At 35.1% G+C, this 14,132-nt stretch carries 10 protein-coding genes; 5 read left to right on the top strand and 5 right to left on the bottom strand.

The genetic code is table 11. The annotated features are described in order from the left end of the window. Positions 1-93 precede the first annotated feature (93 nt). Both SCA31_RS01320 and SCA31_RS01315 read right to left on the bottom strand, forming a co-directional pair. The gene (locus SCA31_RS01320) at positions 94-2,283 is read right to left on the bottom strand and encodes a B12-binding domain-containing radical SAM protein (protein WP_410695011.1); all 2,190 of its coding nucleotides are present in this window, start codon (positions 2,281-2,283) and stop codon (positions 94-96) included. Between the two features lie 104 nt (positions 2,284-2,387). Then, positions 2,388-3,134: a polymer-forming cytoskeletal protein gene (locus tag SCA31_RS01315; RefSeq protein WP_410695010.1), complete on the bottom strand. Its 747-nt coding sequence runs from the start codon at positions 3,132-3,134 to the stop codon at positions 2,388-2,390. Positions 3,135-3,516: 382 nt separating this feature from the next. Between SCA31_RS01315 and SCA31_RS01310 the strand changes: the two genes are divergently transcribed. The 3 genes from SCA31_RS01310 (at position 3,517) to SCA31_RS01300 (ending at position 5,387) form a co-directional block, all read left to right on the top strand. Next, a complete protein-coding gene (locus SCA31_RS01310) occupies positions 3,517-4,104 on the top strand; it encodes a Crp/Fnr family transcriptional regulator (protein WP_410695009.1) in 588 nt (195 codons plus the stop codon). Positions 4,105-4,231: 127 nt separating this feature from the next. Next, positions 4,232-4,882 (top strand): NADPH-dependent F420 reductase, encoded by a 651-nt coding sequence (locus SCA31_RS01305; protein ID WP_410695008.1) that lies wholly within the window; start codon positions 4,232-4,234, stop codon positions 4,880-4,882. A gap of 10 nt (positions 4,883-4,892) precedes the next feature. Further along, positions 4,893-5,387, top strand: a complete 495-nt coding sequence (locus tag SCA31_RS01300) for a YybH family protein (protein WP_410695007.1) — start codon at positions 4,893-4,895, stop codon at positions 5,385-5,387. Between the two features lie 79 nt (positions 5,388-5,466). Here the strand turns inward: SCA31_RS01300 and SCA31_RS01295 are convergent, their stop codons facing one another. From SCA31_RS01295 to SCA31_RS01285, 3 genes are all read right to left on the bottom strand, one after another. Then, positions 5,467-6,345 (bottom strand): DMT family transporter, encoded by an 879-nt coding sequence (locus SCA31_RS01295; protein ID WP_410695006.1) that lies wholly within the window; start codon positions 6,343-6,345, stop codon positions 5,467-5,469. An 81-nt stretch (positions 6,346-6,426) separates the two neighbouring features. Beyond that, positions 6,427-7,698 (bottom strand): aminotransferase class I/II-fold pyridoxal phosphate-dependent enzyme, encoded by a 1,272-nt coding sequence (locus tag SCA31_RS01290; protein ID WP_174567009.1) that lies wholly within the window; start codon positions 7,696-7,698, stop codon positions 6,427-6,429. A gap of 82 nt (positions 7,699-7,780) precedes the next feature. Beyond that, on the bottom strand, positions 7,781-8,818 hold the full coding sequence (locus SCA31_RS01285; RefSeq protein WP_410695005.1) for a PLP-dependent cysteine synthase family protein: 1,038 nt from the start codon (positions 8,816-8,818) through the stop codon (positions 7,781-7,783). 222 nt (positions 8,819-9,040) lie between these two features. Here SCA31_RS01285 and SCA31_RS01280 point away from each other — a divergent pair, with 222 nt between their 5' ends. Both SCA31_RS01280 and SCA31_RS01275 read left to right on the top strand, forming a co-directional pair. Next, entirely contained in the window at positions 9,041-12,526 is a 3,486-nt protein-coding gene (locus tag SCA31_RS01280; protein ID WP_410695004.1) for a DUF2723 domain-containing protein, read from the top strand. Positions 12,527-12,616: 90 nt separating this feature from the next. Further along, positions 12,617-14,104, top strand: coding sequence for a hypothetical protein (locus SCA31_RS01275; RefSeq protein ID WP_410695003.1), 1,488 nt, complete (start codon positions 12,617-12,619; stop codon positions 14,102-14,104). Positions 14,105-14,132: the final 28 nt, after the last annotated feature.

The raw sequence follows: 14,132 nt of genomic DNA, 5'->3' as shown, positions 1-14,132 counted from the left end.
GATTTCTTCAGAAATACAAAATGGGTAGTAATTTCTTATTTTTAATAAAAATTACCCGAATCTTTGAAATCCCTGAAAAAAAACCGAACATTTTTATAAACTCAAAATGACCCCATTTTCCTTTAATTGCTGCATTGGTTTTGAGAACCAAAATAATTCAAAATCCTCAAAATCTTCTTCAAACTGATTCTTAAGTTGCTGAACTGTAGGTTTTTTTAGATTTTCTATAGAGTTTTCTTCTAAAATATTCATCAACCATTCTGCTTTATCTTCTTCCAGTTCTACCTTTACAATATTGGTTTTTAAGTGGAATGTAAGAAGCGTATAGGTACCAGAGTATTTCTTTTTATTTTTTACACGATTCTCAGCGATTACATTTTTGGTCAAAAAGATAACTTTTGAATTTCCTTTAAATTTAAAATCTTCATCTTCCAATAAACTGTCGTGAATATAATCGGGATGAATAGTTGTTCTCGGAATTTTAAAATCAAACCATTCCTGAAGGGGAAGTTCAAAATTAATTCCATGCATATAATTGAACAAAGATTTTTTTAAACCTGAACTAAACTTACCATGATTGATTCCTGTTTTGTCTGTAAAATCAATATCGTTATTCGCAAATAGAATTTCCTGCTTGATTGGGGTAACTCCAAATTCTTCAGGGTTCAATCCGACAGGTGAATGAGCGGTCATTGCAAACTGATGCCAAAAACCACTTTGTAAAATTCCCATTTCAAATAGCTGGCGAACCATTTCCATAGAATCAATAGTTTCCTGAATGGTTTGCGTTGGGTAACCATACATTAAATAAGCATGGATCATAATTCCGGCTTCTGTAAAATTTCTTGTTACCTTTGCCACTTGTTCTACAGAAATTCCCTTATCGATTAATTTTAACAAACGATCACTTGCCACTTCCAATCCGCCAGAAACTGCGACGCACCCTGAAAGTTTTAATAAAAAGCATAAATCTTTAGTGAAACTTTTTTCAAAACGAATATTGGTCCACCAGGTAACCACAAGATTTCTTCGGAGAATTTCCAGCGCTACCTCGCGCATCAAAGCGGGTGGTGCCGCTTCATCCACAAAATGGAATCCGGTTTCACCAGTTGTTTGGATCAGTTCTTCCATTCTGTCTACCAGAATTTTGGCTGAAATAGGTTCGTATATTTTAATGTAATCTAAGGAAATATCACAGAAAGTACATTTTCCCCAGTAGCACCCATGAGCCATCGTCAGTTTATTCCATCTTCCGTCGCTCCATAAGCTATGCATGGGATTGGCGATTTCAATTACAGAAATATATTGGTCTAATTTTAAGTCAGTATAATCCGGTGTTCCGATATCTGCCTGTTTATAATCGTGTCTTTTAGAATTATTTTTATACGTAACTTCTTTATGTTCAATTAAAAATGTTCTTTTGTATTCTGCTATTTCGGGTTGTATTTCCAGATTTTGGTAAAGAAGTTCAATAGGTAATTCACCATCGTCAAGAGTAATAAAATCAAAAAATTCAAATACTCTCTGATCTTTAATTTCCCTTAATTCTGTATTAGGAAATCCTCCTCCCATTGCTATTTTTATGTGAGGGAAATTCTTTTTTATAAATTGTGCACAGCGGAAAGCTGAGTATAAATTTCCAGGAAATGGAATTGAAAAACAAACCAATTTTGGCTGAATGGCTTCAATGGTTTCATGAAGAATTTTCAAAGTAAATTCATCAATGAACGTTTGTTGATCAGATAATTTTGAGTATAATTCATCAAAGGAATTGGCACTTTTTCCAAGGCGTTCAGCATATCTGCTAAAACCGAAATCAGCATCAATATTTTCAACAATATAGTCTGATATGTCTTCTAAATAAAGAGTTACCAAATGTTTTGCTTTATCCTGCAAACCCATATTTCCGAAAGCAAATTCCATATCATCCAGCTGATTAAATCGGGAAGCTTCCGGAAGAAAATTCATACTGCAAATCTGTCTTGCCAACGTAGGATTCTTACCTTGTAGAAAAGGAATAACCTGGTCTATGGTTTTTAAATATTCTTCTCTTAAGGCAAATATTCTTTGGGAATTTTCAGATCTATCATGAAGATCATTTTTTTTATTAAAAACCTTTTTAAGTCCCTCTTTTGAAAATAATTCCAAGATAACATCTATCCCTAAATCAATTTGATAACTGGAAATATTTTTAGTATTTAAAAATCCTTTAATATAAGCAGTTGCAGGGTAAGGAGTGTTAAGCTGGGTAAAAGGCGGGGTAATAAGAAGCAGGTCTTTCAACAGAAATTTTTTGCAAAGTTATTCTAAAGTTTTTTCAGAAAAAAATTTTTTGCATTGATTATATGCTGAGAGAAAACAGGTCCTTAGAGTATGTGGATTCGTGATTACTTAAATAGGGCTTCTACAGGATGATTATTAATAAGATTTAAGAAAGAGTCTTCATCAAAATATCCATTTTCGTCTATCATTTCAGAACTTAACATTTCAATATTATCTGTATTTTCCAGACTTGGCTTTTCAATAAATCGACCTGACTTCCCTTCTATTTCGTTATGAAAACTGATCAAATATTTTGAGTGGATATTTCCTTTAGCAACGGTATAATGCCCGTTTTCAGCAATTAGTACAGAAGAAATATTCCTTTCAATATGGGTTTCATTATCATTGGATGAAGCTCCAAATAAAATATTACAGGTAACGTTTCCTGAACAGTAGAGTGAACCATTGACTATAATATTTTTAGCTTTTATATTGCCTGTTATAATAAGGACAACATATTCTTCAATAAACAGGTTTCCGGATAGATTAATATCATGTTCAATGAGAACGATTTTATAGCCTTCTCCATTTTTTGTCGTTACATCAAGGGAGGTAGTAAGACCTTTGGCTTCTGCAAGCACAATATTGGGAAAATCATCCTCGTCATTTACCTGTGCGGAAGCTTCTTTTATCTTTTCTGCTGTTTCTTCATCCAGCATTTGAAGGAATTCTGAAAGGTCTTCATCATTTAGCGTATGTTCATCAAACAAAGTATTTTCCAAGGCAGTACAAACAGTGGAATTGAAGTTCTCTGATCTGTTTTTAAGTTTATTATATAATTGATCTTTAGTGAGTTGTTGTAGTTCATTCATCATTTGTATTCTATATTGCACCTATAAATTTCTATAAAAAATGGTGTATTATTATTTAAAATAGATAGATGCAATATAAGCAGATAAATCTTGCTATTTCAGAAAGTTAAATTTATTTTCAAATATTTTTCCGACTACAGGAATTGGCTTTTTCTGTTCATTGGCTGTATTGATAATTCCGAATATCCATCCATAATAATAAAATTATATAATGTTGGAATAACTAAGATCACAATAGACAGGGTAATATTTACAACAACTGATAGGAGGAAAATTTTACTATTGAGACTGAAATAGTTATTTTTTTATATATTGTCTTATCTATTTTTTCATGGTTTTCTTTGAAAATTTGAAAGCCAAATAAAAACACATCTTATTTGCAATGTCAAAAGAAACGACTTTACTGATCAACTATTTTAAAAGTTTCATTCCTCTTTCTAAAGAAGAAATTGAAGCATTGGATGAGCGTATTACAGAAAGGAGAATCAAACGAAAACAATTTATTTTGCAGGAGAATGAAATATGCCAGTACTATACATTTGTAGTTTCTGGATGCCTCAAGATGTATAGTATAGATCATCATGGAGAAGAGCATAATCTTCAGTTTGCAGCAGAAAATGAATGGATTGTGGATATTGATAGTTTTCATAATAGAAATCCCAGCAAATTATATATCGTTGCCCTGGAAAACTCTATTGTACTGCAGATTGAAAAAAATGATCTCTGGTATCTTTATACCTATTACCCAAAGTTTGACAGAAACTTTAGAGTGATTATTGAAAATAAGTTTATTGAGCTTCAGAATAGAGTACTGCAAAATATAAGTGCAGCAGGCGAGGAAAAGTACGAATTTTTTCTCAGACAATATCCTCAATTGGCCAACCGCATCTCTAATGTAGAAATTGCTTCCTATCTGGGAATAACCCCACAATTCCTTAGCAAAATCCGGCAAAAAAGAATAAAGAACTAATTTACATATGAAACTAGTTTAAGAATTGATCTTACCAAATATCAAGATGATTTCTTAAACTAGTTTGCTGTTTTTTCATAGCCTTTCCGAGTAATTTTGACTTCAATAAATATTAAAATTTAAAGAAATGGAAACATTGAAAAAAGTAGCTGTAATTGGCTTAGGAAATATCGGAAAAGCAATCGCTAATGATCTGATAAAAAATAATCATGAAGTAATTGTTGCTTCAAGAAATAGTGAAGAGGCCAATAATTTTGCTGAGCAATCCGGAGGGCTTGCCCAAAGTATGAGTATTAAAGAGGCAATCAATACCGTGGATCTTGTTATCCCTGCAATATGGTTTGGCTCATTTAAGGATTTTTTTAATGATTATGGTGATATTTTGAAAGACAAGACCATTATTGATGTATCCAATCCTATTGCGCCTGATGGCAATGGCGGATTCAAAAAAATTATTGGAGAAAGAGAGTCAGCAGGAGAACTTAACAAAGCGATTCTTCCTAAGGGTTCTAAACTGGTGAAGGCATTTGGAACTCTTGGTGCAGGAACTCTTGCAGGGGCATCAAATGGCAGCCCTGAGAAATCTGTATTATTTTATGCATCAGATGATATGGAAGTGAATCATGACGTGGAAGAAGTTATTAAGAATGCAGGATTCGATCCTTTAAGAGTGGGCGGGATTGATCAGTCGATCCGTATAGAGGTTTTTGGGGATTTGCATGAATTCGGGGCACTGGGGAAAACAGTTAACCTTACAGAAGCAAAGTCAAAACTTTAACATTGAGCAGATGAAAAATATTTTAATTCTGATTCAGGCTTTTTTTATAGTGGTAGCCTGTTCGGGAAAGCCGGAAAAAAATAATACACCCAATACAACTCACGAAAAGAACACGATGGAAGCAGCGACAAAAAAAGATATAGAAACAGTACTTTATACCTATCAGAATGCCCTTAATGAGTCATCCACTACCCATACACTTCCTTTGTATACCCGGGATGGGGTATTTATGCCGCAGGGAGGACCTTCTGCAAAAGGTCAGGAACAGCTCAAAGAAGCCTATGATTTTGTATTCAAAACCCTTACACTGGATGTAAAGTTTGAGATTGAAGAGATTACCGTGATCAATGAAAATTATGCCATAGCCCGCACAGTTTCAAAAGGGACTCAAATGCTGCATGCAGATCATAAAACCACCCCTGAAGAAAATCGGGAATTGTTTATACTACAGAAAGAAGATACAAAATGGAAGATAGCCAGATATATGTTTAATAAACAAAAGTAACTGATCTTTTTTATTGTAAAATAGTAAAGCCGGACTAAGGAGTTCCGGCTTTTATTAATATAATTAAAGAATAATATTTTTAAATAGGGCTTTCTTTCTTACGATCTGAAATAACATTCAGGATAACTCCCAGCAGAATCAACGTAATACCTATCAATAGGTTGGTGGTGAAATTTTCATGAAATATCAATACACTTACCATTACTGCAACCACCGGTTCTAGGGCTCCTAAAATGGCAACTGGTGTAGAACCGATATTTTTAATGGCATATACCAGGCAAAGGCTGGAAATAACCGTGGTAAGAAAAGCAAAAATAAGAAAGTTAAAAAAGATTGCCGTTGATGGAATAGCAAAAGATGCATTGCCAATCATCGCTTTTGTCATAAAGAACATGGAAGTAAAAAGCATTGAGTAAAAAGTAAGCTTAAACCCGGATACCTTAAGATTAGACTTATTGACGATCACCATGTACAGTGCATAAAAAAGAGCACTCAGCATTACAATTCCCAAGCCTGCAAAATTGATCTCCAGACCATTTCCTTTAAGGCATAAAACAATTACCCCTGCAAAGGCAAGAAGTAACGAAACGATAGATAAGCCGTTAAGTTTTTCCTTATAAAAGAAAAACATAATCAAAGCTACAATAACCGGATAGATAAATAAAACGGTAGAGGCAATTCCGGCAGTAAGAAAATCATATCCTATAAATAGAAATTCTGAAGAAAGGGCATAGCATATTCCCAGGACTGCTAATATCAAAGCCTCTTTTTTGTTGACTCTAAAATTTTGTCTGGAATAGATCAGATATCCCCCCACCATTAAGGCAGAAAAGAAAAACCTGTAAAACAGGGTAATGTCCATTGAAAAATGAGCCTGCTTGATAGGCAGGATAAAAATTGGAATCAATCCATAGGAAACGGCTGATAAAACGCCCAAGATATACCCCCTAAGTTTCATTTGTTTTTATAGCTTTTATAGTTTTTAAAATAAAAAACCACTGAATCAATCAGTGGTTTTTTTTCTTTATTATTTTAAAGATTAAATCGGTTTAAAACTTAATCCTTGTTCTTGCAATAATTTTTGTTCCTGATCTTTATAGTAACCACTTACTAATTTATCATGAATTCCTTCAAATGCGGCTAGAGTTTCATTAATCTCTGCATCCGTATGAGAAGCGGTAGGAATTAATCTTAAAAGAATCATTCCCTTAGGAATGACAGGATATACCACCACGGAGGTGAAAATGCCATAATTTTCTCTTAAGTCCTTTACCAATAGAGTCGCTTCCACAGGAGTTCCCTGCATCATGACCGGAGTTACACAAGTATTGGTATCCCCAATATTGAATCCTCTTTCTTTTAACCCACTCTGTAGTTTTTCAACATTCTCCCAAAGCTTAGCTTTGATCTCAGGTCTTGATCTCAATAGCTCCAATCTTTTCAAACCTCCAATTACCATTGGCATTGTAAGAGATTTTGCAAAAATTTGTGATCTTAGGTTAAACTTAAGATATCTGATGATTTCTTTGTCTCCCGCAAGGAATGCTCCGAAACCAGCCATTGATTTAGCAAAAGTAGAGAAGTAAACATCAATCTGATCATTACAGTCTTGTTCTTCACCAACTCCGGCACCTGTTTTACCAAGTGTTCCGAATCCGTGTGCATCATCTACCAATAATCTGAACTGATATTTTGATTTAAGCTCACAGATCTCCTTAATTTTTCCCTGCTGACCTCTCATTCCGAAAACTCCTTCAGTAATTACCAGGATACCTCCTCCGGTTTCTTCAGCAACCTTAGTTGCTCTTTGAAGATTCTTTTCAAGGCTTTCCATATCATTATGCTTGTAGGTAAATCTCTTACCAGAATGAAGTCTTACCCCATCCACGATGCAGGCATGAGAATCCATATCATACACAATAACGTCATTTCTGCTCACCAGGGCATCAATGGTAGAAACCATTCCCTGATAACCGAAATTCAATAAATATGCTGATTCTTTTTTTACAAAGTCTGCCAATTCTCTTTCCAGCTGAAGGTGCTGATCTGTTTCTCCAGACATCGCCCTTGCTCCCATAGGATAGAACATTCCGTATTCTGCAGCCGCTTTTGCATCCGCTTCTATTACTTCAGGATGATTACATAATCCTAAATAATCATTGGCACTCCAGAAAATTACTTCTCTACCCTGAAATTGCATTCTAGGTCCGATAGGTCCCTCTAATCTTGGGAAAATAAAATAACCTTCTCCATAATCTGCAAATTGTCCAAGAGGTCCTGGATTTTCTTTTATTCTTTCAAAAATATCCAACATTGTATCGTAATTTTTAAGTAAAAAAGCCTTTCTTGTAGAACACGCAAAAGGCTTTATTATATCGTGATTTTATTTGTTACTATTTAATAAACTCTGTCTTGAAGACTTCGTCATAGTTGTGAACACAGTTGTTGACAAACCCTTGTTCGGCCATCCATTTATCACTGTATACTTTAGTGATGTATCTTGAACCATGGTCTGGGTATATTAAAACAACCACGTCATTTTCTGTTAATTCATGAGATTGTGCATACTGCATCAACCCCTGCGTTACAGCTCCTGTTGTATAACCTCCCATAATGGCTTCTTTCAAAGCTATCTCGCGGGTTCTGTAGGCAGCCATTTCATCATTTACCCTTACAAATTCATCTACCTTATCAAAAAGTAGAGCAGAAGGGATCAAGTTTTTTCCCATTCCCTCAATCTGATAAGGATGTACATCTTCCTTATGAATCTCACCTGTCTCGTGATAGCTCTTTAATATAGATCCATCTGCATCCACCCCGATAATTTTAATATCCGGGTTTTTCTCCTTCAAAAACTTTGCTGAACCAGATAAGGTTCCTCCCGTTCCGGTGCAGGCAAAAAGGTGAGTGATCTTACCTTCTGTCTGTTCCCAGATTTCAGGACCTGTCGTCTGATAGTGGGCATCAATGTTCAGTTCATTAAAGTACTGATTGATGTAAATAGAATTGGGAGTTTCCAAAGCAATTCTTTTCGCTACTTCATAATAAGATCTTGGATCATCCGCCGGCACATTGGCAGGACATATATAGACAGTAGCTCCTAATGCTTTTAGATAAGCAATTTTCTCAGGTTTTGTTTTGTCGCTTACTGCGAGAATACATTTATATCCCTTGATGATACATACCATTGCAATAGAAAACCCTGTGTTTCCGGAAGTAGTTTCTACAACTACGGAATCTTCTTTCAATAAGCCTTTCTCCTCTGCGTTCTCTATAATATGAAGTGCGATTCGGTCTTTGGTGGAATGTCCAGGATTATATGATTCTAACTTGGCATAAATGGTTGCTGGAATATCTTTTGTAACAGTATTTAGCTTCACCATCGGAGTGTGTCCTATCAGGCCAAGAATATTATCGTAAACATTACTCATTATTTGTTATTTTCAATAAAAATCTGACTGCAAAAATACAAAAAAATAAATAATTACTAAACTTTTGTTTGATTTCTCGGAGGCTGTTCCTTAAATATTTATTTTCGTGTTTACAGTTTTAACAGGACTTTAATCGCAAATACCAAGCCAATTTTTTAAAATTTGTTAAAAACAATATAAAATAATATAAAAGCCTTATTTTCGCATAATTGATTTAATACTATGAAAAATTGGACTTTTAGGCAATGGAACACCGTTTTAGGATGGGTGATTTTCGTCATTGCGTTTTTCACGTACTTGTCCACAATAGAACCCAATTTCAGTTTTTGGGATTGTGGAGAGTACATTTCTTCTGCAGTAAAACTTGAAGTAACGCACGCTCCCGGAGCAGCTTTATTCCAGATAGTGGGTGCCGTGGCAGCCATTTTTGCATTAGGGAAAGGCGAAAATTATTCCATCGTAATTAATGCGATGTCTGCATTGTTCAGTGCGCTGACTATTTTATTCTTGTTTTGGACGATCACTCATTTTGTGAGAAGGCTTCTCAACAAGGATTTTGAAGAAATTACGAAACACCAGGAAATCTCTATTTTATTTGCCGGAGCTATTGGAGCACTTTGCTTCACGTTCTCAGATACATTCTGGTTCTCTGCAGTAGAAGGTGAGGTTTACTCTATGGCTTCTATGTTTATCGCGCTTTTGGTCTGGTTGATCACAAAGTGGGAAAATGAGTATAAGGCGGCAGACAGTGAAAGATGGATTATCCTTATTTTCTTTGTTTTGGGACTTTCTGTTGGGGTACACATGATGGGTATGTTGGCAATTCCTGCAGTATGTCTTGTATACTATGCCAGAAATTATAAGTTTACCTGGAAGAATTTCATCTGGGCAAACCTTATTACATTGGGGATTTTGATTATTGTTTTCAAAATTATCTTCCCTTTGATCATGACTATGTTCGGAAGATTGGAAATTTTCTTTGTAAACGGTCTTGGTCTTCCTTTCCATTCAGGAACAATTGTAGCTTTTATTTTAATGGTGGCTATCTGTTATTTCCTGATTAAGTATGCAAGAAAGGCAAAAAGAAACATGTATCAAACAGCTGCTTTATCGGTGGTTTTTATGATGATCGGGTTCTCTTGTTGGATGGTTATTCCAATCAGAGCCAATGCGAATCCACCTATGAACCTTAATGATCCGGATACAGCAATTGGTATGTTGGATTACTATAACAGAGAGCAATATGGTGACTGGCCAACAATATATGGACAGAACTATACGGCTTTCCTTGATGCGAATGGAATTGAGAAAAATGAAGATGGAAGCTTTAAAACAAAAAAGACCGGAGAAATCTACGAAAAAGATGAGAAAACCGGAACCTATAGAAAAACTGGAGACCGATTCAACTATGTTTTCAGTAAGTCGCAGATAAGCTTAATGCCAAGAATGTTTAATGAGGATAAAGATGTAATGGCGAACTATATTTCAATGTATGGTGCTCCTGATTTTACATTCAATTATGCTAATGAAGATGTAGCAGATAACCCTCAGGCTAAGCAAATTTTTGATGAATTGAGAGGCAAGTATGAAGATAAATCCATTACTGCATCAGATTATTTAAAGGTGAAACCTTATAATCTGATCAATGTCCAGAAGCCGTCATTGCTTCAGAATATGGACTATTTTATTTCTTTCCAGAACGGATATTACTTTGTAAGATATCTGATGTGGAACTATGTTGGAAGACAGAATGACCTTGAAGGAAATATGGAAAGCACAAAAGGAAACTGGATTTCGGGTATTCCTTTTATCGATAATGTAAACGTAGGAAATCAGGATAAGATGCCTGCTAAATTTAAGAATGAAAGTACAGTTAAGTTCTTCTTCCTGCCATTAATTTTAGGTTTAATCGGATTCTTTTTCCAATTGAACAGAGACTTTGGAAGATTCTACGCACTACTATCTCTATTTATTTTGACAAGTGTGGGGATTATTTTCTATACAGGAGTAAAGCCATTTGAACCAAGAGAAAGAGATTATGCAATGGTAGGTTCATTCTATGCTTTTGCTATTTGGATCGGAATGGGAGCCGGAGCAATCTTATGGTTCATTCAATCTAAGATCAAATCAAACGGTGCTAATATCGCACTAGGAGTGGTTCTATTAGGTGTACCTTTTATGATGGGCTTCCAGAACTATAATGTTCACGACAGAAGTAACAGATATACCGCCTATGATTATGCATATTCAGTATTGAAATCATTACCTAAGAACGATATCTTATTCGTGTATGGTGATAATGATACTTATCCGGTTTGGGCTATTCAGGAAACAGAAAGGTTCAGAGATGATGTAAAAGTGGTTAACTTTACCCTTGCATCCACCCCTTGGAATCTGGATCAGGTGAAGAGAAGAACGTACAATGCAATGGGAATTCCAAGCCAATTGACCCACGAAGATTATAGAGACGGAGTAAACGATCAGATCTATATGATGAAGAAAGAAGACTGGGAGGGTGTTTTCTCTATGTTGAAAGAACAAGGAGTTCCGGATACAGAATTCCAGGTATTCAGAAAATATCTTACCCAAGATTCACTAACGTTGAAAGAGGCTATTAACTTTATCAAATTCAAGTCTCCTGAAAAAGATCAGTTATTGAAAATGTATTTCGGAGAAGAAAAATATGAGAAATATAATATTCTTCCGGTCAACAAGTTTATTCTTCCGGTGAATAAGGCAAATGCCCTACAGGCAGGAATCATTAATAAGGAAGATCTTCCAAATGTGGTAGACCAGATTATGATTACCTATAAAGGAAATACACTTTATAAAAATAACCTGATCTTATTGGACCTATTGGCGAACTTCGATTGGAAACGTCCTATTAACTTCTCTTCAGGAGGAATTTATGACAGCGAAAATATTTTCTACCTTAATGATTATCTTCAGTTTGACGGATTCAGCTACAGGTTGATACCAATTCAAACCCCACCATCAGTGGACGGAGATATGGGAAGAGTAGATCCGAATTCTCTTTATAATGTAGTGAAAAACTTCAGATGGGGTAATTTTAAAAATCTGAATACCCACTTTGATGAGACCGCTACTTCCAATATCATCAGCTACAGAATGTCAGCAAGCAGAGCAGCTTCAGCACTTGCATTAAATGGACAAAAAGCGAAGGCTTTAGAAATATTGGATCTTGCTGCGAAAGAAATTCCTGCAGAAAAATACAACGATCCTCGTTCATTAAGTTCAATTGTATCCGGATATATTATTGCAGGACAGGAGCAAAAAGGACTACAGCTGGCAGAAGTCCTTAAAAAAGGAATCTTTGAAGAATATGATTACTATTTAAGCCTTTCAAAGTCTGATCAAAGCTATCTGAGAAGACAGATGAGAACAAAACCGATGGAATATTCCTTAGTAGTTGCTGCTGTTACAGACGCTTATACTAAGATTGGGCAAAAAGAAAAAGGATATGCTTATCTGGTAAAATCCATTGAGCCTATTGATAAAAAATTCAATGCCTTTGTAAAAGAACTTCAGCAGATGGGCAAAGAAAAGGCCATGAAAGAATCTGAAGAAGTTCAGAAGATCACGCCATTCTATCAATACTTATTTGATGTTATGCAGCCTTATGATTCTACTTATTCAAAAGAAAAAGAAGATCAGATCACATCAGCGATTATCAAGGCAACACAATAAAATACTTTTAAAACGGAACTTCGGTTCCGTTTTTTTTGTTATTGGGAATCCTAAATTTTAAGATTATATTTGTGGAACTAAAAATGCATAATGGCAAAAACACAAAATAGCAGGTTCCCAATCTATGCCGTAATCGCTACGGTTGTTTTTAAACTTCTTTTTTTATTGACGCATTACATTCAGGAAGATGCTTTCATTACCTGGAGGGTGGCTCAGAACCTACTGGATTACGGAGTAATTGGCTTCAATGGAGATACTAAAATCTCTGCTTCTACCACGCATTTGTATGTTTTTGTATCCTATATTTTCAATTTGGTCTTTGGTAAAGAAAACTTTATTGAGCCCCTTTTGATCTTCAATTCTATACTTTTTACGATAGGAACACTGTTTCTTTCTCATTTGGTTCTTAAAACCCCCTGGCATAAAGCTCTATTTATATTTTTGATAGGTATTTTACCACCTGCCATCAAGATTTCGATCCTTGGAATGGAATACGGAATTTTGTTTTTTCTGGAGATGGCGCTGTTGTACTATGGATTCAATAAAGGAAAAAAATGGGTTCTGACCCTTCTTCCTGTTTTGGTTATGTTTACAAGGATTGATACCGTTATTTTCCTGGGGATTGTATTTATTGTAGATGTGCTTTGGAACAAAAAAATCAGATGGAATTATGTTTTTGGAGGAATTCTGGGTGTTTTATCAACGGTTGCCTTTAACTGGTTCTACTTTGGAGAGCTTGTCAACAATACCATTACCGCAAAAAAATTATTGTACGAACAGCAGTTTACATTAGGGCAGCATATCAACTATTTCATGGTGAGCTTTGGTAATTTCTGGGGAATGCTGAAAGTTCCCGGGAATTTCAACCCAATCACCATTATTGTCCTTATTTTTGAATTACTATGTTTCATTTATCTTATCAGACAGAGAGAAAAGAGAAACTATTTCTTGTGGATGATTTTTATTTTCGGATGGGTAAAGCAGATCGTTTTTATCTCCCAAAAGAGCTTATTTGATTGGTATTATTGGGTTCCTCAGATTCTGCTTTTTGTTCCGGTTCTTATCTTTGTTTTGGAGCAAAAGGAAAGAAGAAATCTGTGGCTATCATTGCTTATTGTATTCTATATTACTCCAATGTTGGCTTTCCAGACCATTCACTCGATTGCAACAGGAAATGGGGAATGGAACTACCGCAGAACCATCGGCGTATTCCTAAACCAATATGAAAAAGATAAAAATCAATGGATCTTGCTGGAACCTGCAGGGTATGTTCCTTATTTTTCAGGATTAAAAACCATTGATGAGGTAGGGCTCGTAGACAAGCAGATTCAAGAAGAAATTAAAAAAGATAAAACGAATTACTGGATCAATACAGTAAAGACAAGAAAACCAAGATACCTTCTTTCTTACCAGAATTTGTACGAAGGAAAAAATGCCGAATATTATCAAATCCATTATAGAGTTTTGAAAGAATTCAGGGTAAAAGATCACTTGAAAAGTAATCATAAGATTTTAGAAAAGATCTATAACCTAAAGCCTTCAGGAACAGACTATAACTTATATATAAGAGTTGATTAAAAGAAGCTAATAAGTTATCAACACCTGC

The organism is Chryseobacterium sp. SIMBA_028 (genome assembly GCF_046535285.1).
In the GTDB taxonomy this organism is placed as follows: domain Bacteria; phylum Bacteroidota; class Bacteroidia; order Flavobacteriales; family Weeksellaceae; genus Chryseobacterium.
This window is presented reverse-complemented; position numbering and strand designations above follow the sequence as displayed.

Bases quoted from the DNA above. Each gene is read 5' to 3' on its own strand.
- SCA31_RS01315 (WP_410695010.1), bottom strand. From the start codon at position 3,134: ATGAATGAACTACAACAACTCACTAAAGATCAATTATATAATAAACTT.
- SCA31_RS01310 (WP_410695009.1), top strand. From the start codon at position 3,517: ATGTCAAAAGAAACGACTTTACTGATCAACTATTTTAAAAGTTTCATT.
- SCA31_RS01305 (WP_410695008.1), top strand. From the start codon at position 4,232: ATGGAAACATTGAAAAAAGTAGCTGTAATTGGCTTAGGAAATATCGGA.
- SCA31_RS01300 (WP_410695007.1), top strand. From the start codon at position 4,893: ATGAAAAATATTTTAATTCTGATTCAGGCTTTTTTTATAGTGGTAGCC.
- SCA31_RS01295 (WP_410695006.1), bottom strand. From the start codon at position 6,345: ATGAAACTTAGGGGGTATATCTTGGGCGTTTTATCAGCCGTTTCCTAT.
- SCA31_RS01285 (WP_410695005.1), bottom strand. From the start codon at position 8,818: ATGAGTAATGTTTACGATAATATTCTTGGCCTGATAGGACACACTCCG.
- SCA31_RS01280 (WP_410695004.1), top strand. From the start codon at position 9,041: ATGAAAAATTGGACTTTTAGGCAATGGAACACCGTTTTAGGATGGGTG.
- SCA31_RS01275 (WP_410695003.1), top strand. From the start codon at position 12,617: ATGGCAAAAACACAAAATAGCAGGTTCCCAATCTATGCCGTAATCGCT.